The following is a 19,349-nucleotide window of genomic DNA, read 5'->3' on the forward strand; positions in this document are numbered from 1 at the left end:
CTGTGGCAGGAATTATGACCGCCAGCTCCCGCCCGGGTTCCACCGACGCCATGGCGCATCGGTCGCCACCGGCATCCAACTCGCCAGCGCCACTGTCCGCCTATTCGCGCTTCGTGCAGCGGCTCAGGCGTCGCTACGCGGGCGAACTTTCATTGCTGCCGCCGGGCGAACCGCTGAAAGCGCACATCGCCGAAGCCTACGATGCCCTTCGCTCGCGCGGGGACAATGTGGCGGATTCGCTGCGCACCGTGAGGCAACTGGTGATGGAGCGGCTCATCACGCTCGATTGCGACGCGCAGGCGCCGCTGGCGGTCGTGACCACAGCCGTGACCGAACTCGCCGAATTCGCGCTCGACGTGGCATGCCGCGAGGCCTGCGCGGAGCTCGACGCGCTGCATGGCGCACCGCTCGGCGGCGAGGGCCAACGCGCGCAGCTCTGGGTCGTGGGCATGGGCAAGCTCGGCGCACGCGAGCTGAACGTGTCGAGCGACATCGACCTCATCTACTTGTACGACCACGACGGCGAAACCGAGGGCGATGCCGATGGACGCGCGCGGCTGTCCAACCAGGAATACTTCTCGCGCGCAGTCAAACGCATCTATGCGCTGGTGGGAGACACCACCGAGCACGGCTTCGTGTTCCGCGTGGACCTGGCGCTGCGGCCCAATGGCAACTCCGGCCCGAGCGTGGTCTCGCTCGATGCGTTGGAAGAGTATTTCCAGGTGCAGGGCCGGGAGTGGGAGCGTTTCGCCTGGCTCAAGAGCCGCGTCGTCGCGCCCTATTCGGTGGTGGCCGACCGCTCGGCGCAAGCCCTGCGAGGCGTGGTGCTGCCCTTCGTCTTTCGGCGCTACCTCGACTACAACGTGTTCGACTCGCTGCGCACCCTGCATCGGCAGATCCGCGAACAGGCGGCGCGCCGCAGCGCGGGCCGGCCGGAACGCGCGAACGACGTCAAGCTGTCGCGCGGCGGCATCCGGGAAATCGAGTTCACCGTGCAGCTGCTGCAGGTGGTGCGCGGCGGGCAGTTCCCCGAACTTCGCACGCGCCCCACGCTCGATGCGCTGCAACGGCTGGCCCGCGCCAATCTCATGCCGCAGGAAACTGCGGATGCCTTGGCCGCAGCCTATGAATTCCTGCGCCGTGTGGAGCACCGCATCCAGTACCTGGACGATCAGCAGACCCACGTGTTGCCGGTCAACGACGACGACGTTCGCTGGATCGCCCAGTCGATGGGCTATGCGGACTGCTGCGCCTTCCTGGCGCAACTCGATGCGCATCGCGAGTTCGTGGCGCAGGAGTTCGACAAGCTGCTCGGCGGCAAGAAGCCTTGCACGAATTGCAACGGAAAGTCCTCGGCCGCGCCGGTGATCGATCTGGCCGACCTGATCGAGGAACTCCAGGAACCCTTTGGCGAGCGCATCAAGGCCTGGTGCGACAACCCGCGTGTCCTGGCGCTGCGCGACGAAACGCGCGCGCGCCTTCGCCAACTGGTGCAACGCACCGGCCAGTGGCTGCGAGAACCCGACAGCGAAGCGCCGGGCAAGATCGGCCACCACGTCGATGCCGCACTGCGCTGGGCCGACTGGATCGAGCCCCTGCTGCGCCGCGACAGCTACATCGCATTGCTGGTCGAGCGGCCGGCGGTGCAGGAGCGCCTGCTGCGCCTGCTGGGCTCCGCCAAGTGGCCCGCGCGCTATCTCATGCAGCATCCGGGCGTGATCGACGAGTTGGCCAGCGACGAGATGCTGTCCGGCCGATTCGTCGCGGCTGAGTTCGAAAGCGAGCTTGAAAGCCGCCACGTCTCGCTGACGCGGACCGGAGAAGCCGACGAGGAGCGCCTGCTCAACCTGCTGCGCCATGCGCATCATGCGGAACTGTTCCGCACGCTCGCGCGCGACGTCGATGGCCGCATCACCGTCGAGCAGGTCGCCGACGATCTGAGCGCCCTGGCCGATTCGGTCCTGCGCGTCACGGCACGCTGGTGCTGGCCGCACCTGCGCAACCCGCATCGGGAGCATCCGCAGTTCGCGATCATCGGCTACGGCAAGCTCGGCGGAAAAGAGCTGGGCTACGGCAGCGACCTCGACATCGTGTTCGTCTACGACGACGACGACGAGCGTGCCGGCGAGGTCTACGCGGCCTATGTGCGCAAGCTGATCAACTGGCTCACGGTGAAGACGCGCGAGGGCGACCTCTTCGAGATCGACACCGCGCTGCGCCCCAACGGCAACTCGGGTCTGCTCACGACCAGCTTCGAGGCCTACGAGAAATACCAGCTCGGCCGAGGCAGCAACACGGCATGGACCTGGGAGCACCAGGCCATGACGCGCGCGCGTTTCGTCCTGGGCGATCCGTCGCTGGGTGATCGCTTCGATCGCATTCGCGACGCGGTGATCACCGCGTCGCGCGATCGCGATGCGCTCAAGGCCGAGATCGTTGCGATGCGCGAGAAGGTGCGCGCCGCACGCCCGGTGAAACCCGACCGCTTCGACGTCAAGCACAGCGAGGGCGGCATGGTCGATGCGGAGTTCGCCGTGCAGTTCCTGGTGCTGTCGGAGGCGAAGACGCATCCGGAGCTGATTCCCAATGTCGGAAACATCGCCCTGCTGCTGCGCGCCGAGGCTGCCGGCCTGCTGCCCGAAGGCATCGGCCAGAACGCGGCGTCGGCCTATCGCGAACTGCGGCGCGTGCAGCACCGTGCACGGCTCAACGAAGAACCGACGCACGTGCCGATGAACTCGCTCGTGGCCGAGCGCGAGGCCATGCTCGCATTGTGGAAGGCGGTGTTTGGCTAAGCGGGGCCTGTCGTCGCAACACGCCCTCGCGTGCATCGCGGGTGCGATGCTCCTTTTCCTGGCCGGCTGTGCAAGCGGCCCGCGGGGCGGTTCCGGCATCGGGCGCGACGGTGCGGACGCCAGTCCACCCTCGGGCCTCAGCCAGGTGCCGGATGCCGAGCCGCGCGTCGAGTCGATCCGCAGCAGCGGCGGCACGAGCAAGCCTTATGTCGTGCTCGGCAAGTCCTATGTACCGATCGTCGACGACCGGCCCTTTCGCGAAAGCGGCCTTGCGTCGTGGTACGGCCGCAAATTCCACAGCCAGTCCACCGCCAGCGGCGAGCCCTACGACATGTACGCGATGACGGCAGCGCACAAGACCCTGCCACTCCCGAGCTACGTGCGGGTGCGCAATCCGGCCAATGGGCGCGAGGTGATCGTGCGGGTGAACGACCGGGGACCCTTCCACGACGATCGCGTCATCGATCTGAGCTACACCGCGGCGCTCAAACTGGACCTGCTGCGCGGCGTCGCGCCGGTTGAAATCGAGCGCATTACCAACGCGGACATCCGCACCGGCGTGTGGCGGCGCGGTAACGTCGATGCGACACAACTGGCGCAGCGTGCGCCGCCCGCCGCATCCGCAGCCTCCGTGCAACCGCCCTCCGCCATGGACAGCGTCTCCGTCCCGGCCGCCTGGACCGCGCCGGTTGCAGCCGCCCCGCGCATGGAAACGATGGAAGTCGTCGCGCTGCCACCCATGGCACCGCTCGTGGCGCCGGCAGCGGCGCCACCGAGCGCCTCCCCCATACCTTCAACCGAAGGCATCGCCTCCGCATTGCCGCCAGGATTCTGGGTACAACTCGGCGCATTCAGCCAGCGCGATGGTGCGGCAAGATTCCAGCAGCAGGTCGCACGCGAGCTGCCCGCCCTGACACCGTCCCTCAACATATTCACCGAGCGCGGCACGCACCGTCTGCAAGCCGGCCCCTACGCATCGCGAGAACTGGCGCGCGATACCGCGGACCAGGTACGCAACGGCCTCCAACTGACGCCCGTCATCGTCGAGCGCCGTTAGGCCCGTCGGACAGTCAGGCCCCTTGGTATTCGGGCTTGGGCCCCAAGGACGCCGCCAGTTCCTTGCGATAGCGGTTCAGTTCCTGCACGGTCTTGAAGCTCCTGTTCATCAACAGGCTCAGGTTGTGAAGGATGCGATCGCCGACCTTGTTTTCCCAGACGGAGTCGAACTTGATCTGCTTGTCCAGCCAGTGCTCGAGCCAATCCGGATCGGGCACGCGGCTCTGGATGGTGTCGTTCGGAAACAGCGCCTTGTTGACGTGCAGGTTGGTCGGATGCAACGCCTGCGCGGTGCGGCGCGCGCTGGCCATCAGCACGCCGACCTTCGTGAAGGCCGAGCGGGCCTCGTCGCCGAACTTTTCCATCGCGCGCTTCATGTAGCGCAGGTAGGCGCCGCCGTGGCGCGCTTCATCCTGGCTCAGCGTGGTGTAGATGTGCTTGATGACCGGCTCGGTGTGCCACTCAGCCGCGCGGCGGTACCAGTGGTTGAGGCGGATTTCGCCGCAGAAATGCAGCATCAGGGTCTCGAGCGGCGGAGCGGGGTCGAAGTCGAAGCGCACCTCGTGCAGTTCCTGCTCGGTCGGCGCGTGCTGCGGGCTGAAGCGCTTGAGGTACTCCATCAGCACCAGGGAGTGCTTCTGCTCCTCGAAGAACCAGATCGACATGAAGGCGGAGAAGTCGCTGTCATGGCGGTTGTCACGCAGGAACATCTCGGTGGCCGGCAAGGCGGCCCATTCCGTGATCGCGTTCATCTTGATGGTTTTGGCCTGCTCCTCGGAGAGCAGGGCCGCGTCGAAAGACTGCCACGGAATATCCTTGTCCATGTCCCAACGGACGGATTCGAGTTGTCTGAAGAGTTCCGGGTAGAGCATTGGTGTCTTTCTTGAGCCGTCGGATTTTAGTCGGCTGGTTTGGCGCACCCGTGACAAGGGCGCGATGATGCGTATACGCTCGCCTCGACGGCGCGGTTTCGTGCTCTTTGACAGAGGGAAAAACACCATGCAAATCCCCATCCGGCCAACAGTGCCTTTTCTTCCTGCGATTGCGATCGTGGTGGCCTCGCTCTCCCCCGCCGCCGCCAGTGCGCAGACGGCGGCACCGGGCTGTCCGGCCATCCTGCAGCACACTTTTCCGAGACTGCAGGACGAAAAACCGCAACCGCTTTGCCAATACGCAGGCAAGGTGGTGCTGGTGGTGAATACCGCGAGCTTTTGTGGATTCACGCCTCAGTACAAGGGCCTGGAGGCGCTGGACAGCAAGTACCGATCGCGCGGACTGGTGGTGCTGGGTTTTCCTTCGAATGATTTCGCGCAGGAGGCGGGCTCCAATAAGGAAATCGCCGAATTCTGCGAAAGTACCTTCGGCGTCAAATTCCCGATGTTCGCGAAATCCTCCGTGCGGGGCATCGACGCGAATCCGCTGTTCAAGGAACTGGCGAAGACGTCCGGCACGACGCCGAAATGGAACTTCTACAAGTACCTGATCGGCCGCGACGGCAAGGTCATCGACTCGTATTCGAGCATGACGGCGCCGGATGATCGATCCTTCGTGCGGGCAGTCGAAAGCGCGCTGGGTCCGAGCTGAATCGGCTGAGGACGTCACAAACGCTTACCACTGTCGAGGGAACCGGGCCGCCCGGGTCGGCCTCATACGGGTTCGGGCTTGGACAGCCCGACCGTTTTCATGTTGCGAGGTCTTCCTGGCGATCCCGCCGGGTTGAAATCCCGAGGCGATTCTTCTCCTCCTCCCTCCCTCCCTCCTTCGTCTTGGGGCGCCTCGCAACGTTTTTATTACTCGCCCCCAGGCTTGCTCACTTCGTGTAGCCGCCTACCCCCTGACCGGGGGCAACACCTGCGGACCGGCAAAGCCGGATCCGCGGTGTTTCACGAAAAAAGCCCCGCAGTGCGGGGCTTTTCTGTTTGTGTGCCGGGTCGTTCAGGGCTTGGTGTCGGCGAAGCTGGGGCGCAGCATGAGCTTGTCGTAGAGGCGGGCGAGGTTGCTGTAGTCGCTGCGCCAGTCGATCTCGGGAAATCGATGGCTGACCCAACCGATGGCGCAGCCGACTGCGATGTCGGACAGGCTCAGGTGGATGCCGCTGCAGAAGGGCTTGTCGCCAAGGCCCTTGGCCATGGCGGCGATGCCAGCCAGGACCTTGCCGCGCTGGCGGTCGATCCAGGCCTGGCTGCGCTCGCCGTCTGCGCGGTGCACCCAGGTCGCCTCGAGGCGACACAGGACACCGGCATCCATCACGCCGTCGGCCAGTGCTTCCCAGGTCTTGACTTCGGCGCGTTCGCGGCTCTGCTGCGGAATCAGCTTGCCGACGGGCGACAGGGTGTCGAGGTATTCGACGATCACGCGCGAATCGAACATCGCTTCGCTGCCGTCCATGATCAGGCAGGGCACCTTGCCGAGCGGATTGGCGCTGGAGATCGTGGTGTCGGCAGACCAGACGTCTTCGATCACGAACTGGTAGTCGAGCCGCTTTTCGGCCATGACCACGCGTACCTTGCGCACGTAAGGACTGGCAGCGGATCCGATCAGTTTCATGCGAGCTTTCCCCCCATCAGGGTCATCGTTGTAGCGCTTTGATTCTAGGGGAACGCGGCAATGCAGAATCCAGCCCCATCATTGACAAGATGGAGCGAAAGTGAATCTGGAACCCGGCGCGAGCGTCCCGCATCGCCATCCGATCGAATTCACGGCGACCGGCAGCGAATACTTTCGCATCTGGATCGTGAACCTGCTGCTGATTCTGGTCACGCTGGGGATCTATCTTCCGTGGGCCAAGGTTCGCAAGCTCAAGTATTTCTACAGCAACACCTGGGTCGACGGCGATGCGCTCGATTTCCACGGCGAGCCCCGCAAGATGCTTCGCGGCACGATGGTCGCCGCGCTGTTCCTGATCACCTACTCGGTCGGCAGCAACTTCTCCGGCTGGGCCGCGCTGCTGGCGGCGCTGGCCTTCGTGGCGCTGTGGCCGGCGTTGTTCCGTGCCGCCATGCGCTTCCGTCTGGCCAATACGAGCTGGCGCGGCTTGCGCTTTCATTTCGCAGGCGACCTGCCCGGCGCGTATGCCTGCATGCTGCCGCCGCTCGCTCTGGCACTGCTTCCCGTTGCCGTGGCCGGCGTCATGGCACCGCGCGGCATGCCGCCCGCGGCATCCGGGCTGATCGGCATCGGGATGCTGGCCTTTTTCGCGGGGCTGCCCTATTTCTTCTGGCGTGTGAGGCGCTATCAGCACGGCAATTACGCGATCGGCCAGTTGCAGACCCGCCTCGAAGCCGACGTGGGCGTGCTCTACGGGATCTTCATCAAGCTCATCGGCGTCACGCTGCTGGCCTTGCTGGCTGCCGGCATCCTCATCGGCGGCTTCATCCTGACGGGCAAGCGCATCGGAGTCGGCGCGGGATTCATCTCACTGTCCGTGGTGCTGGGATTCGCGGGCATCCTGCTGCTCAACATCCTTCCCAAGTCCTACCTCCAGGTGCGGCTTCAGAACCTGATCTGGTCGAAGACGGGAAACAATGTGCTGCGTTTCAAGAGCGGCTTGCGCCTGCCGGGCTTCCTGCGCCTGCAATGCAAGAACTACCTGCTGATCATCCTGACGCTCGGGCTCTACTGGCCTTTCGCGGTGGTGAACACTCGCCGGGCCCAGCTCGACGCCGTCGAACTGCGGACGCGCATCTCACTCGATGAGATCATGCAAGTGGCGGGACGTGAAAACCCCGGCGCCGCCGGCGACATGGCCGCAGACCTGTTCGGCCTGGACATCGGGATTTGAACGACCTCGACGTCCGCTATTTCGACGGCTGCAGCAGCAAGCCGCATGCGGCGCGCCTGTGCGTGCAGGACGACGCCCTGACGGTCGCCCCCATGCCGGGCGAGACCTTCCCGCCATTGACGGTCTCCCTCGCCCAGGTGCGCTGGCCCGAGCGGACCCGCCACGGAGGCCGCATCGCCCGCCTGCCCCAGGGCGCCAGCGTGCAGGCGCTCGACACTTCCGCGTGGGATGCATGGGTCGCGCAGCTCGGCCGCGGCGAAAGTTGGGTGGTTCGTGCCCAGCAGAGCTGGCGCGGAGTCGCCGTCGCTTTCGTGCTGCTGGTGGGAGCCATCGCTGCGATGTACCAATGGGGCCTCCCCTGGGTGGCAGGCGGCGTGACCGCGATGGTGCCGCAGCGCGTCGACGCGCTGATCGGCGAGCAAGTCCTCGAATCACTCGACCAGTCGCTGCTCCAGCCCGGCGCGCTCGCCCCGGCGGAGCAGGAACGCATCCGCAAATCCTTCACGCGGATGGTGCAGACGGCCCATGCGGTCGATGCGCCGGCATGGAGGCTCGAATTCCGGCGCAGCCGCGAGCAGGGCCGGCAGCTGGGACCCAATGCGCTGGCCCTGCCGGGGGGCACCATCGTGCTGACCGACGAACTGGTCGCGTTGATGCCGGGCAACGATGACGCCGTGCTCGGCGTGCTGGCGCACGAGTTCGGCCATGTCCGCAAGCGCCACGCGATGCGGCAGCTCGTGCAGGTCTCGGCGATCGGCTTTGCGGCGTCGGTCGCGGTCGGCGACTACGGCACCTTGATCAGCAGCGCGCCGGTCGTGCTTGCCTCGCTCGGCTATTCGCGCGATGCGGAGCGCGAAGCGGACGCCGAGTCGCTGCGCCTGATGCGCGCCGCGGGCATCCCGCCACGCGCGATGGTCGCCTTCTTCGAGGCCATCGAACACTGGCGCGACACGGCGCAACGCGGCACACGGAGCGGCGACGACGCCATCGGTCTCGCCTTCTCCTCGCACCCGGCGACCACGGAGCGGATCGCCTACTTTCGGGACGCGCCGGAGGACTGAAATTGCCTCCTGCGGGGCGCAACCTAAAATTCGCCCATGAGTTTCTCCACCGTCTCCGCACTTTCTCCCCTCGACGGCCGCTACGCGGCCAAGCTCTCGGCGCTGCGTCCGCTGATGAGCGAACAGGGCTATATGCACCGGCGGGTGCAGGTCGAGGTGGCGTGGTTCATCGCGCTCTCCGACTGCGGCTTCGCCGAATTCAAGCCCCTCACCGGGGGTGCTCGCAAGTACCTGCTGAGCCTGGTCTCCAACTTCTCCGAGGCCGATGCGGTCGCGATCAAACAGATCGAGAAGACCACCAACCACGATGTGAAAGCCGTCGAGTACTGGATCAAATCGAAGTTCGAGGCCCGTCCCGAGCTGCTCGCGGCCTCCGAGTTCGTGCATTTCGCCTGCACCAGCGAGGACATCAACAACACCAGCCATGCCCTGCAGATCCAGGCGGCGCGCGAAAAGGTGATGCTGCCGGCCATCGATGGCCTGATCGCGACCTTGCGCGACATGGCGAGCAAGTTCGCCAGCGTGTCGATGCTCTCCCGCACCCACGGACAGACCGCGAGCCCCACCACCGTGGGCAAGGAGCTCGCCAACGTCGCCGTGCGTCTGGCGAAGGCGCGCGAGCAGATCGCAGCCGTGCAGTTGCTGGGGAAGATGAACGGCGCCGTCGGCAACTACAACGCCCATATGGCGGCATGGCCCGGCTTCGATTGGGAAGCCTTCAGCCGAAAGGTCGTCGAAACACCGGCGCCGCTGGGCCTCGGGCTCACTTTCCAGCCCTACAGCATCCAGATCGAGCCGCACGACTACATGGCCGAACTGTTCGATGCGGTGGCGCGCATCAACACCATCCTGGTCGATTTCTCGCGCGACATCTGGGGCTACGTGAGCCTCGGCTATTTCAAGCAGCGGCTGAAGAAGGGCGAGATCGGCTCGTCGACGATGCCGCACAAGGTCAACCCGATCGACTTCGAGAATGCCGAAGGCAATCTGGGCCTGGCGAACGCGGTGCTGCGCCACCTCAGCGAAAAGCTGCCCATCAGCCGTTGGCAGCGTGACCTGACCGACAGCACCGTGCTGCGCAACATCGGCGTGGCATTCGGCTACGCGGCGCTCGCCTACGCCAGCCTCGCGACGGGTCTGGGCAAGCTCGAACTGAACGAGGAGGCGCTCGCCGACGACCTCGACGCGTCGTGGGAGGTGCTCGCTGAGCCCATCCAGACCGTGATGCGGCGTTTCGGCGTGCAAGGAGCCTACGAGCAGCTGAAGGAAGTCACGCGGGGCAAGACCGTGACGGCCGAGGCGCTGCATGGGCTGATCCGGTCGCTCGCCATTCCTGACGAGGAAAAAGAGCGCCTGCTGGCCATGACGCCCGCGAGCTACATCGGCAAGGCGGCCGAACTGGCGCGGCGGGTCTGATGGCGCTCAAGTCCACGATTTTCAAAGCGAACCTGGCCGTCGCCGACATCGATCACAACTACTACGCCGACCATGCCCTGACGCTCGCGCGCCATCCCAGCGAAACGGATGAGCGGATGATGATCCGCCTGGCTGCGCTCGCGCTCAATGCGTACAAGCTGCAGGACGTGTGCAACGGCGACGGCACGCTGGCCTTCGGCGCTGGCTTGTCGAACCCTGACGAGCCCGACGTGTGGCTGCGCGACTTCACCGGTGAGGTCAAGTTGTGGATCGAAGTCGGACAGCCGGAAGACAAGCCCATCATCAAGGCCTGCGGCAAGGCCGATGAAGTCATCGTCTATTGCTTCAGCCATGCGGCCGATATCTGGTGGCGCGGCATCGAGAACAAGCTGACGCGGCCGCAGAACCTCAGTGTGTTCCGCGTACCGACGGCTGCCTCGCAGTCGCTGGCGGCGCTCGCCCAACGCTCGATGCAACTGCAGGCGACGATCCAGGAGGGCGCGCTGATGCTCGGCGACGGCACGCACAACATCGACATCGAGCCTCTCGAACTGAGATAGGGCTCAACCCCTACCCCACCGGCATCATGGCGCCGCAGTGCCAGCACTGCTCGAAGCCGCCTTCGACCAATTCGCCGCAGACGCAATGCCAGCGACGTTGGGGGCGATGACGCAATTCGTGCAGCAGGCGCTCGGCGAGCGCGTACTGCTCGTCGTCCTCGACCCAGATTTCGGGCAGGCACTGGTCGGGCGGCAACTGCCCTGCCGCGGCCCCGAGGTACTCGCGCTGGATGGAAGCCTCGACGCCATCCTCACGCAGCACATGCACCCACAGCGTGGCGATGGCCAGGTTGGGGGCTTGCACGAGGCGGCGCATGGCGAGGGTCAGTCCGTCAGTCCGACTTGTCCGGTACCGCTTCGCCGGAATCGTCGTCGGGCCACACATGCTCGGCCTCGCGTGCGCGCTCGGCGTACTTATTGAAGCGCCAAGCGCTGTCCTTCATGGTGATGCGGCGCCATGTCGATCGCTTCTCGGCCGGCGACATCGCGGGCCAATGCTGCACCTCGCCGAAGCTCCGGCCGCAGCCCTTGCACTCGTCGTCGCCCTGGCTGGTGGAGCAGATCGCGATGCAAGGCGTGTCGGGAGTGCTGTGGTACCACGTGAGCCAGGCGGCCCAGGCCTCGGACGGGAAGCCGACCTCGTCGACCTCGTCCTCGTGATGAAACACCATCAGCGCGTAGACCTCGGCCAACGCGCGCAACTCGGGCGCGAGCGTGATGCCGTCGGGTGAAGGTTTCCTGTCGCGCCAGAAGTTGATGGCGGCCTCGATGTCGGTGATGTGAATGGCGGCCATGGGGGGACGAAAAATGCGAGCGGGCATCATAGTCCGCCAAAGTCCCGCAACCGGCGAAGGAATTGGGCGCTATTAAATAGATAGCAATCATCTCTGTGTTGACAGGGGTTCCCAGCGCCTTTTTCTTGAATGGCCGGCGACCGCGGGTTGCCACAGGACGGCCTCGATGCTCTAATCGCGCCCACGAAGGGGAGTAGCTCCCGTCCGCTGTCGAGAGCGGACATCGTCAGGTCGTCAATACGAAGCACACAACACTTCCGGCCTGTCGGGCAGCCATCGCGCTGCCGAGCAAGACCTTCGATTTGAACCCGTGCTGGTTTGATCGAAGCGATTGCAAGTTCCTTGGGGGTTTCCGAATCCTCAGTCAGCCGCTTCATCCGACCCGCATGGGCGGTTTCGAATTGAATGGAGGACTTTATGGAACTGTTGATGACCCCCGAGTTCTGGGTCGCTGTCGGTCAGATCATCATGATCGACATCTTGCTGGGTGGCGACAACGCCGTCGTGATCGCGCTGGCCTGCCGCAAGCTGCCACCGGCGCAACGCACCAAGGGCATCCTTTGGGGCACAGCGGGCGCCATCGTGCTTCGCGTGATCCTGATCTTCTTCGCGCTCACACTGCTTGCGATCCCCTTCCTGAAACTCGCCGGGGCCCTCTTGCTGGTGTGGATCGGCGTCAAGCTGCTCGCGCCCGAGCATGACGACGCACATGGCAACATCACCGCGAGCGACAAGCTCTGGGCCGCCGTGAAGACCGTGATCGTGGCTGACCTCGTGATGAGCGTCGACAACGTGATCGCCATCGCGGGCGCCGCGCAAGGTGCCGGCGAAGGCCACCAGATGCCGCTCGTGATCTTCGGCCTGCTGGTGAGCATCCCGATCATCGTCTGGGGCAGCCAGCTCGTCATCAAGCTGATGGACCGCTTCCCGATCATCATCACGCTCGGCGGCATGCTTCTGGGCTGGATCGCGGGCACCATGGCCGTGTCGGACCCGGCCGTTGCCAATGCCGCGGCATGGACGTGGGTGCCGAAACTGCCGCAAACTGATGTGGTGCGCTACGCTGCCGGTGTCTTCGGTGCGCTACTGGTGCTCGCTATCGGCAAATGGGTTGCGGCACGTCGTCCCAAGCCTGCTGAAACCGTGACTGCCTGATCTCCGACCCGTTGCCTCTGCCACTCCAACCAATGAAAGAAGGAGCACCTATGGAAAAGATCATTCTGTACGTCGACGATGCGGCCTATGCGCGCGAGTTTCTCGCCAAGGTCGCAGCGGCGGAAGCGGGCAGCGGCGGGCCACGCCAATGGGTGCTGGTGGCTTGCGCCCCTCGCATGACGCACCGCATCAGCAAGTGGGTGAGCCACAGTGCGCGTGAGAACTGGCGTGCCAAGTGGTTCGCAAAGGTGCAGGATCAACTGCTGCCACTGCTGGCCCATGAAGGCGGGCAGGTAATCCCGGTCCTCGCGAAGGGGCCGCTGACCGATCTGACCAAGCGTCTGAAGCTGGAACACGGCGCGGCCCAGGTGGTCGATGCGCGTCGGCCCAAGATCGGAGTCGACCTCGAGCCCGTGGCACCCGACGTCGCGCCTCCCGGACAGTCGAGCTGGGCCTTGCCAGGCGCCGTGGTCGGAATGGGCGCATTGCTCATGCTGGCCAACGAATTGTCGGAATAGGTGCGCGACTCCCTGAATGCGACTGCTCATCAAGTGGCTGCTCAGCGCGCTCGCGCTGCTCGCAGTCACCTACTTCTACAGCGGTGTCCAGGTGACGAGCTACACCTCGGCACTGCTGGCCGCAGCGGTGATCGGCCTGCTGAACATGTTCGTGCGGCCGGTGCTGGTGGTGTTGACGCTACCGGTCACCATCGTCACGCTGGGCCTCTTCCTGTTCGTGATCAACGCCCTGCTGTTCTGGGCCGCGTCCGGCCTGCTGCCGGGCTTTCACGTCGATGGTTTCGTCGCCGCGTTGATTGGCTCGCTGATCTATTCGCTGCTGGGACTGGTCATCGAATCCGCGCTGGGCGGGCTGTTCTCCAAGCGCTGAAGCATTGCGACGCGGCGCATTCACGCCGCGCGCTTTCCTTTTCCCCTACCTGAGCGGCTGCTCGGCCGCCTGCTCCCTGAAGAGCACCTCCACTGCGCGTGCGCGCGTGTCGATGATCGACGCCTCGTAGTGATCGACGGACACGCCTCCCTTGCGAATCAGATCCTGAGCGGCCCGGAGACGATCGCGCGCACCCGGATAATCCAGTATCGCCACGTTGGCCTCGGCATCCGCGCGCACCGCGCGGACCGTGTCGTTCTGCGCCCCGTACAGATTGGCCAGCGTGCGCCAGGCAGACGCGTCGCGCGGATGGACGGCCACCCAATCACGCAGCGGCTGGATCATCGGCGCGGAATTCCGCATGCCAACTGCAGCCTGTGCGGACAACAACATCTCGGGCCGGTCCTTGGCCTTGGGATCGAGCAGCGCCGCCGCGGCAGGTGCAGCATTCGCCGCGAGTTCGATCTCGGCCGACAGTAGTCGCGCGAGGCGAGAGGACGGCGCATTGCCCGCCGTGAGCGTGACGAGCCGCTGCGCCAGCGCGCGGGCTGCCTTGAAGTCGCGCAGTTCGCTGGCCGCCAGCGCTGCCGCGTAGAGCGTGCCGGCCTGTTGCGCGGGCGAACTCTTCGCGAACTCGCCGCTCGAGGCGGAGTCGACCCACAGCCGCAGCACGTCGACGCCCGGGCGCGTGAGCACTCGCGCCCGGGAGGCGATCATGGCGTGATCCATCGCAAGGGGCAGCGCGGCCGGCGGCGTTCCGGCCTTGAACTGAAAGCGACCCTGCATGTCCGCGATCCGCTCGCTGTTGAGCGGGTGGCTGCGCAAGTATGGATAGGACCCGTTGTCGTTGAGCCGCGACGCGTACTGCAGCTTCTCGAACATCGCGGCTGCACCCTGCGGCGCATAGCCGGCCTGCGTCATCACACCGAACCCGACGCGGTCGGCCTCGCGCTCCATGTCGCGCGAAAAGCTCAGCTGGTTCTGGACAAATGCGGCCTGGCTGCCCATGATCATCGCCTGCCCGGCATCGGGGCTGCGGCTCTTGCTGGCAGCGATCGCGCCGAGGATCAGCCCGGCGAGCATCAGCGGCATCTGCTTGCTCTGCTTGGCCATATTCCGCGCGATATGGCGCTGCGTGACGTGCGACAACTCGTGTCCCAGCACCGTGGCGAGTTCGTCCCGGCTGCCCACCACCGCGATCAGGCCCAGGTTGACCCCGAGGTAACCCCCCGGCAGGGCGAAGGCGTTGATGCTGCGGTCGCGCCCGAGCACCACCGTCCAGGCGAATCGTTCGTCGAGTTCGGGCGTGAGATCACCCCGCGTGCGCGCGGCCGCAAGCAGCCGCTGCCAGATGTCGTCGACGTACTCGGCGAGCACCGGATCGTCGATGTAGTCCGGATCGCGATACAGCTCGCGTGCAATCTGGTCACCGAGATGCCGCTCGGCGCTGGCGGTCATCTCGCCGCCGTCGCCCATGCCCGGCAGCTGGGCCAGGGCGGGGGCCGGCAGCGCCAATTGCGCGGCGATCACCACGGCGGCGCACACGCTCCGCAAGAGGCGCCAGGCGGGCCGAGGCGCGCCGGTGGAGTGGAAAACTGGAGTCACCCGCAACATTCCTGGTCAATGGTTCGGCCTCGTATGATGCGGCACTTCGCCGAACGTTCACAGATGAGCTCCCTTACACATTTTGACGCCCAGGGCCAGGCGCACATGGTCGACGTGGCCGCCAAGCCGGCCACCCACCGCGTGGCCGTGGCGACCGGGCGCATCGAGATGCAGGCAGCCACCTTGGCGCTGATCGAATCGGGCACCGCCAAGAAGGGCGACGTTCTGGGCGTTGCGCGCATTGCCGGCATTCAGGCCGCGAAGAAGACGAGTGACCTCATTCCCCTGTGCCATCCGCTTGCGCTGACGCGCGTGGCGGTGGCTTTCGCCCTGTCCGAGGGCGGTTTGCCCCAGGTGAGCTGCACGGCGACGGTCGAAACGGTGGGCCCGACCGGCGTGGAAATGGAAGCGCTGACCGCGGTGCAGGTGGCGCTGCTGACGATCTACGACATGTGCAAGGCCGTGGACCGGGGCATGCGCATCACCGACGTCCATGTGCTTGAGAAGCACGGCGGCAAGTCAGGCAGCTATACCGCCGGCGACGCGCAGGGCTGAGCCAGCTTCTCGACACTCTGGGACGGGCGTCCCCGCGCGCGTGCCGCGCGTCTGCAACCACATAAGAGCCTCCTACCGCGATCAAAGAGCGCGGTCGGCAGGCATGTGCTTGTCGTTCGGTCAGTCCACGACCTGACCAATCCTTAGCACCAAGTCTCCGCCGCCGACCAGCGGCAACGTCCGCATGCCGAACGGCTTTTGGGATTCGTGCAGCCTGTGACAATCTGTGACCATTGTAGAAATTGCGCCTGCAGCCCAACTCGCCAGAGAACCAAGCCCCTATGAACCCGTCCAGTTTCTGTAACCGGTCATCGAATCCGAAGCCCCAGTCCGGCTTTACGTTGATCGAAATCATGGTGGTGGTCGCCATCGTGGCCATCTTGTCGATGATCGCGTATCCGAGCTACACGGACTATCAGCGACGCGGTCAGGCCCAAGAGGCGCCCACGAATCTCGCCGACTATCGGACGCAGATGGAGCAGTACTACCAGGACAACCGCACCTACGCTGCGGGCGGCAACTGTGGTGTTGCGCTGCCAACTCCGGCCAGTGCGCGCTTTACCTATACGTGCGCCACGGCGAACTCGGGCCAGACGTACACAGCGACAGCCACCGGTGCCACGGGCAGTCTGACGACCGGCCTCGCCTACACGATCGACCAACGCAACAACCAGGGCACCACCTGCACGAGTTGCGCCTGGAATTTCAGCGGTGCCCAGACCACCTGGGTCCTTCGCAAGCCATGAAACGCGTCGTGCGCGCTCGAATGAAGGGTTTCACCCTGGTCGAGTTGATGGTGGCCGTCTCGCTGTTCGCCCTGCTGCTCAGCTTCGCGTACCCGAGCTACACGACTTTCATCCGGAACACCCAGGTCCGCGCCGCTGCGGAGTCGGTTCTGAACGGTCTGCAACTCGCCCGTGCCGAAGCCATACGTCGGAATACCAACATCCAGTTCCAGTTGCTCAACACCTCGAACAGCACGGCGGTGACAGGCGGCACGGACTGGGCTGTCATGTCCGCCGCGACGGCCACGCCGACGGTGTTCGATCAGCAGGTCCAGACCCGCAGGGAAAGGTCCGCTTCGTCGAATGCCCGCATCGGCACCGCAACCAACGTGACCGCTACGGTGGCTGCCGCGGGTGCCGGCATGCCGGCGAACGTTGCATTCACCGGACTTGGACGCCTGACCACGGCGACCACCGTACGCAAGATCGACGTCACCGGAGGCACCGGAACGCGCACGCTGTCGATTGTTCTCGCGCCGGGCGGCGATGCCAGGCTCTGCGACCCCGCGTTCACCCTGGCGACGAATCCCCAAGGTTGTCTATGAAAAACAAGCTGCCTCCCCGAGCCACGCGCAAGCAGCCCCAATCGCAGCGCGGCGTCATGCTGATCGAAGCGCTCGTCGCCATTGCCATCTTTTCCTTCGCGATCCTCGGCATCGTAGGCTTGCAGGCGACCGCAATCCGAACGGTGCGCGACGCCGACTACCGTGCCAAGGCGAGCCTGCTCGCCAACCAGATCGTGGGGCAGATGTGGGTCGACCGCTTCAACGTGCCGACGTATGCGTTGAATGCCGCGGATGTGCCCTGCAGTTCAGGCACCAACGCCACCGGCAATGCGGCGGTGACCAGCTGGCTCAGCGGGCTGTCGGACCCGACCAACCCGGGTTCACTGCCCGGCGCGACCGACCTGAAGCAACAGATCGTCGTCGGGCCGAGCAACGCCATCACCCTGACCCTCTGCTGGCAAGGTCCGCAAGACGCGACGCCTCACAACTTCACGCTCACGACGCAGATTCAAGGCTGAAATCATGTCAACACTTCAGCACGCCAAGCGCCAGCGAGGATTCAGCCTCGTCGAAATTCTCGTGGGCATGGTGGTGGGCCTTGTCGTCACGATCATCATCTACCAGGTGGTCGCGACCAACGAAGGGATCAAGCGCACGACCACGTCCGGTGCGGACACACAGCAGAACGGCATCTTCAGTCTCACCACGATGGAGCGGGACATTCGCGCCGCGGGTTGGGGCATGCCATCGGCTCGCGTCATGAATTGCGGGAGGTACTTCGCCTACTTCAGCAATGGCACCCTTACCGGCCCTGTGCCCGACTTCGGGGGCACGCCTGTGCGCATCACCGATGGCGGCACCGCGGCGGGCGCATCCGACAGAATCACCCTGCTTTGGGGCACTTCCGTGCGTGCCAACGTCCTTGACGCGCTGCTGCAGAACGTCACCGCGAATCCTCCGAACACGGCGGCCGCCAATTTTCAGCCGACCACACCCGTGGGACTCTCGTCCACAGGTGGCTTCGTATGGGTGACCGATGACAGCGGCGACTGCGCCCTGGCGCGCATCACCGGCAGCGTGGCCAACCCGGCCAGCCCGACGACTTTCATCCTCTCGCACGACACCGCCACAGGAACTGCAGCGCAACCCACCTACAACCCCCCGGCGGCCTACATGACGGCGCAGGGCTGGCCGGTTTCGTACAGCACGAATCCCCGCATCTTCGACGTGGGCGCACTCACGCAGCGCACGTATTCGGTAGTGAACGGCTCGCTGGTCTCCCAGGACTATTTCAGCTCTACCACCCAGGTACAGCTGTCCAACAACGTCGTCAGCCTCAAGGCCCAATACGGCATCAGCGACGCCGGCAGCCAGGTTGTCAACAACTGGGTCAGCGCGACCAGCGGGGGAGCCGCAGGAAACTGGGCCACGCCCCTGCTGGCGGACGTCAGGCGCATCAAGGCCGTGCGCATAGCGGTGGTCGTCCGCAGCCCGCTGAGGGAAAGACTGCCCGATGGCGCAACCGCATGCGCGATTACGACCGTGGCACCCGCGAGTTGGCCGGGCGGCCCGGCCATCGACCTGAGCAACGACCCCAATTGGCGTTGCTACCGCTACCGCACCTTCGAGACCGTGGTGCCGCTTCGCAACGTTCTTTGGGCCAACCTGCCATGAATCTCGCCTCATCCCTACCGGGACCAAGGGTCCGCGCCTCGGCCCTGCGCCACCGCCGTGCCAAGCCGCAGAGCGGCGTCATCGTGTTCATCGCGCTGATCGCGCTCCTGGCGCTTTCGCTCGCGGCGGCAGCGCTGCTGCGTTCCACCGACACCGCAAGCGTCATATCCGGCAATGTCGCGTTCAAGAACGCGACCACGAATGCTGCCGATACTGGCGCCGAACGCGCCTTCAATGCGTTGCCTGCGCTCGCCGTGGCCGACGCGGACGTTGCGAACAGGTACTTTCGCCTGATGCAGGCGGTAGACGCCAACGGCGTGCCCAGCACGATCAACTGGGCCAACGTGCTCTGCTACGACACTGCGGGCGGCACCGCCGCCGTGAGTTGCACCGATGAATCCACCTACCGTGTTCAGTACGTCATCGATCGCCTGTGCACGACCGCCCCGGCGCTCACCGACCCACTGACCCTGCTCACAAGCAAGTGCGTGGCCGGGCAGCCGTTTTCTGCCGGCGGTGGTTCGGTGGACGACAACACCAGCAGCCACGCGCAGACCACCAACGTTTTCGGAAGCCTGGCGCCTCCGCCGCCCACGCGGCCCACCATCCACTACCGGGTGACTGTGCGCGTCCAGGGGCCGCGCAATACCAGCAGCATCGTCCAGACAACGATCGAACTGCCGTACGGCTGAGTACGGCCGCAACAACAACGAGTACG

The 19,349-nt window shown here is 65.2% G+C and carries 21 protein-coding genes; 16 read left to right on the plus strand and 5 right to left on the minus strand.

Annotated features, from left to right (window positions below; genetic code table 11):
* Positions 1–14 precede the first annotated feature (14 nt).
* Together glnE and QTI24_RS10625 are read left to right on the plus strand one after the other, a co-directional pair.
* Positions 15–2,795, plus strand: coding sequence for a bifunctional [glutamate--ammonia ligase]-adenylyl-L-tyrosine phosphorylase/[glutamate--ammonia-ligase] adenylyltransferase (gene glnE / locus QTI24_RS10620; protein ID WP_286600274.1), 2,781 nt, complete (start codon positions 15–17; stop codon positions 2,793–2,795).
* A gap of 46 nt (positions 2,796–2,841) precedes the next feature.
* Positions 2,842–3,852, plus strand: a complete 1,011-nt coding sequence (locus QTI24_RS10625; protein ID WP_286600276.1) for a septal ring lytic transglycosylase RlpA family protein — start codon at positions 2,842–2,844, stop codon at positions 3,850–3,852.
* A gap of 13 nt (positions 3,853–3,865) precedes the next feature.
* On the opposite strand, the gene QTI24_RS10630 is transcribed toward QTI24_RS10625, so the two are convergent.
* Positions 3,866–4,723: a ferritin family protein gene (locus QTI24_RS10630; protein ID WP_286600277.1), complete on the minus strand. Its 858-nt coding sequence runs from the start codon at positions 4,721–4,723 to the stop codon at positions 3,866–3,868.
* A 127-nt stretch (positions 4,724–4,850) separates the two neighbouring features.
* Between QTI24_RS10630 and QTI24_RS10635 the strand changes: the two genes are divergently transcribed.
* The gene (locus QTI24_RS10635; protein ID WP_286600279.1) at positions 4,851–5,435 is read left to right on the plus strand and encodes a glutathione peroxidase; all 585 of its coding nucleotides are present in this window, start codon (positions 4,851–4,853) and stop codon (positions 5,433–5,435) included.
* Positions 5,436–5,786: 351 nt separating this feature from the next.
* Here QTI24_RS10635 and QTI24_RS10640 read toward each other — a convergent pair whose 3' ends face one another.
* Positions 5,787–6,398, minus strand: coding sequence for a glutathione S-transferase N-terminal domain-containing protein (locus QTI24_RS10640; RefSeq protein WP_286600281.1), 612 nt, complete (start codon positions 6,396–6,398; stop codon positions 5,787–5,789).
* 100 nt (positions 6,399–6,498) lie between these two features.
* On the opposite strand from QTI24_RS10640, the gene QTI24_RS10645 reads away from it, so the two are divergent.
* From QTI24_RS10645 to QTI24_RS10660, 4 genes are read left to right on the plus strand one after another with little or no spacing between them, the layout of a single operon-like run.
* Entirely contained in the window at positions 6,499–7,632 is a 1,134-nt protein-coding gene (locus QTI24_RS10645) for a YjgN family protein (RefSeq protein WP_286600283.1), read from the plus strand.
* A complete protein-coding gene (locus tag QTI24_RS10650; protein ID WP_286600285.1) occupies positions 7,629–8,693 on the plus strand; it encodes a M48 family metallopeptidase in 1,065 nt (354 codons plus the stop codon). Before QTI24_RS10645 ends, QTI24_RS10650 begins: the two co-directional genes overlap by 4 nt.
* Positions 8,694–8,729: 36 nt before the next feature.
* On the plus strand, positions 8,730–10,109 hold the full coding sequence (gene purB, locus QTI24_RS10655) for an adenylosuccinate lyase (protein WP_286600286.1): 1,380 nt from the start codon (positions 8,730–8,732) through the stop codon (positions 10,107–10,109).
* Positions 10,109–10,669 (plus strand): YaeQ family protein, encoded by a 561-nt coding sequence (locus tag QTI24_RS10660; RefSeq protein WP_286600288.1) that lies wholly within the window; start codon positions 10,109–10,111, stop codon positions 10,667–10,669. The genes purB and QTI24_RS10660 overlap by 1 nt, the downstream gene beginning before the upstream one ends.
* Positions 10,670–10,679: 10 nt before the next feature.
* On the opposite strand, the gene QTI24_RS10665 is transcribed toward QTI24_RS10660, so the two are convergent.
* Positions 10,680–10,985 (minus strand): putative signal transducing protein, encoded by a 306-nt coding sequence (locus tag QTI24_RS10665; protein WP_286600289.1) that lies wholly within the window; start codon positions 10,983–10,985, stop codon positions 10,680–10,682.
* Positions 10,986–11,001: 16 nt separating this feature from the next.
* Entirely contained in the window at positions 11,002–11,463 is a 462-nt protein-coding gene (locus QTI24_RS10670) for a DUF3717 domain-containing protein (RefSeq protein WP_286600290.1), read from the minus strand.
* Positions 11,464–11,880: 417 nt separating this feature from the next.
* On the opposite strand from QTI24_RS10670, the gene QTI24_RS10675 reads away from it, so the two are divergent.
* Genes QTI24_RS10675 through QTI24_RS10685 form a run of 3 tightly spaced genes read left to right on the plus strand, consistent with a single transcriptional unit; the run spans position 11,881 to position 13,506 of the window.
* Positions 11,881–12,618, plus strand: a complete 738-nt coding sequence (locus QTI24_RS10675; protein ID WP_286600291.1) for a TerC family protein — start codon at positions 11,881–11,883, stop codon at positions 12,616–12,618.
* 50 nt (positions 12,619–12,668) lie between these two features.
* Positions 12,669–13,136 carry a hypothetical protein gene (locus QTI24_RS10680; protein ID WP_286600292.1) on the plus strand — a complete coding sequence of 156 codons (468 nt, stop codon included), beginning with the start codon at positions 12,669–12,671 and terminating at the stop codon, positions 13,134–13,136.
* Positions 13,137–13,152: 16 nt separating this feature from the next.
* Complete coding sequence (locus QTI24_RS10685; protein WP_286600293.1) at positions 13,153–13,506, plus strand: phage holin family protein; 354 nt, start codon at positions 13,153–13,155, stop codon at positions 13,504–13,506.
* Between the two features lie 45 nt (positions 13,507–13,551).
* Here the strand turns inward: QTI24_RS10685 and QTI24_RS10690 are convergent, their stop codons facing one another.
* Entirely contained in the window at positions 13,552–15,120 is a 1,569-nt protein-coding gene (locus tag QTI24_RS10690) for a M48 family metalloprotease (RefSeq protein WP_503011242.1), read from the minus strand.
* A gap of 54 nt (positions 15,121–15,174) precedes the next feature.
* Between QTI24_RS10690 and moaC the strand changes: the two genes are divergently transcribed.
* From moaC to QTI24_RS10720, 6 genes are all read left to right on the plus strand, one after another.
* Positions 15,175–15,666, plus strand: a complete 492-nt coding sequence (gene moaC, locus QTI24_RS10695; protein WP_286600294.1) for a cyclic pyranopterin monophosphate synthase MoaC — start codon at positions 15,175–15,177, stop codon at positions 15,664–15,666.
* 281 nt (positions 15,667–15,947) lie between these two features.
* Positions 15,948–16,412, plus strand: a complete 465-nt coding sequence (locus tag QTI24_RS10700; protein ID WP_286600295.1) for a type IV pilin protein — start codon at positions 15,948–15,950, stop codon at positions 16,410–16,412.
* Positions 16,413–16,432: 20 nt separating this feature from the next.
* Complete coding sequence (locus QTI24_RS10705; RefSeq protein WP_286600298.1) at positions 16,433–16,996, plus strand: GspH/FimT family pseudopilin; 564 nt, start codon at positions 16,433–16,435, stop codon at positions 16,994–16,996.
* Complete coding sequence (locus tag QTI24_RS10710; RefSeq protein WP_286600299.1) at positions 16,993–17,475, plus strand: type IV pilus modification PilV family protein; 483 nt, start codon at positions 16,993–16,995, stop codon at positions 17,473–17,475. Before QTI24_RS10705 ends, QTI24_RS10710 begins: the two co-directional genes overlap by 4 nt.
* Before the next feature lie 4 nt (positions 17,476–17,479).
* Positions 17,480–18,631 (plus strand): PilW family protein, encoded by a 1,152-nt coding sequence (locus tag QTI24_RS10715; RefSeq protein WP_286600300.1) that lies wholly within the window; start codon positions 17,480–17,482, stop codon positions 18,629–18,631.
* Entirely contained in the window at positions 18,628–19,323 is a 696-nt protein-coding gene (locus QTI24_RS10720) for a pilus assembly PilX family protein (protein ID WP_286600302.1), read from the plus strand. The genes QTI24_RS10715 and QTI24_RS10720 overlap by 4 nt, the downstream gene beginning before the upstream one ends.
* Positions 19,324–19,349: the final 26 nt, after the last annotated feature.

This window comes from Variovorax sp. J22P240 (genome assembly GCF_030316855.1).
Taxonomy (GTDB): domain Bacteria; phylum Pseudomonadota; class Gammaproteobacteria; order Burkholderiales; family Burkholderiaceae_C; genus Variovorax.

Excerpts from the sequence above, each read along its gene's own strand:
- QTI24_RS10675 (WP_286600291.1), top strand. The coding sequence starts at position 11,881 with ATGGAACTGTTGATGACCCCCGAGTTCTGGGTCGCTGTCGGTCAGATC.
- QTI24_RS10705 (WP_286600298.1), top strand. The coding sequence starts at position 16,433 with ATGAAGGGTTTCACCCTGGTCGAGTTGATGGTGGCCGTCTCGCTGTTC.
- QTI24_RS10640 (WP_286600281.1), bottom strand. The coding sequence starts at position 6,398 with ATGAAACTGATCGGATCCGCTGCCAGTCCTTACGTGCGCAAGGTACGC.
- glnE (WP_286600274.1), top strand. The coding sequence starts at position 15 with ATGACCGCCAGCTCCCGCCCGGGTTCCACCGACGCCATGGCGCATCGG.
- QTI24_RS10710 (WP_286600299.1), top strand. The coding sequence starts at position 16,993 with ATGAAAAACAAGCTGCCTCCCCGAGCCACGCGCAAGCAGCCCCAATCG.
- moaC (WP_286600294.1), top strand. The coding sequence starts at position 15,175 with ATGAGCTCCCTTACACATTTTGACGCCCAGGGCCAGGCGCACATGGTC.
- QTI24_RS10670 (WP_286600290.1), bottom strand. The coding sequence starts at position 11,463 with ATGGCCGCCATTCACATCACCGACATCGAGGCCGCCATCAACTTCTGG.
- QTI24_RS10680 (WP_286600292.1), top strand. The coding sequence starts at position 12,669 with ATGGAAAAGATCATTCTGTACGTCGACGATGCGGCCTATGCGCGCGAG.
- QTI24_RS10665 (WP_286600289.1), bottom strand. The coding sequence starts at position 10,985 with ATGCGCCGCCTCGTGCAAGCCCCCAACCTGGCCATCGCCACGCTGTGG.
- QTI24_RS10625 (WP_286600276.1), top strand. The coding sequence starts at position 2,842 with ATGCTCCTTTTCCTGGCCGGCTGTGCAAGCGGCCCGCGGGGCGGTTCC.
- QTI24_RS10635 (WP_286600279.1), top strand. The coding sequence starts at position 4,851 with ATGCAAATCCCCATCCGGCCAACAGTGCCTTTTCTTCCTGCGATTGCG.
- QTI24_RS10660 (WP_286600288.1), top strand. The coding sequence starts at position 10,109 with ATGGCGCTCAAGTCCACGATTTTCAAAGCGAACCTGGCCGTCGCCGAC.
- QTI24_RS10720 (WP_286600302.1), top strand. The coding sequence starts at position 18,628 with ATGAATCTCGCCTCATCCCTACCGGGACCAAGGGTCCGCGCCTCGGCC.
- purB (WP_286600286.1), top strand. The coding sequence starts at position 8,730 with ATGAGTTTCTCCACCGTCTCCGCACTTTCTCCCCTCGACGGCCGCTAC.
- QTI24_RS10690 (WP_503011242.1), bottom strand. The coding sequence starts at position 15,120 with ATGTTGCGGGTGACTCCAGTTTTCCACTCCACCGGCGCGCCTCGGCCC.
- QTI24_RS10715 (WP_286600300.1), top strand. The coding sequence starts at position 17,480 with ATGTCAACACTTCAGCACGCCAAGCGCCAGCGAGGATTCAGCCTCGTC.
- QTI24_RS10685 (WP_286600293.1), top strand. The coding sequence starts at position 13,153 with ATGCGACTGCTCATCAAGTGGCTGCTCAGCGCGCTCGCGCTGCTCGCA.
- QTI24_RS10700 (WP_286600295.1), top strand. The coding sequence starts at position 15,948 with ATGAACCCGTCCAGTTTCTGTAACCGGTCATCGAATCCGAAGCCCCAG.
- QTI24_RS10630 (WP_286600277.1), bottom strand. The coding sequence starts at position 4,723 with ATGCTCTACCCGGAACTCTTCAGACAACTCGAATCCGTCCGTTGGGAC.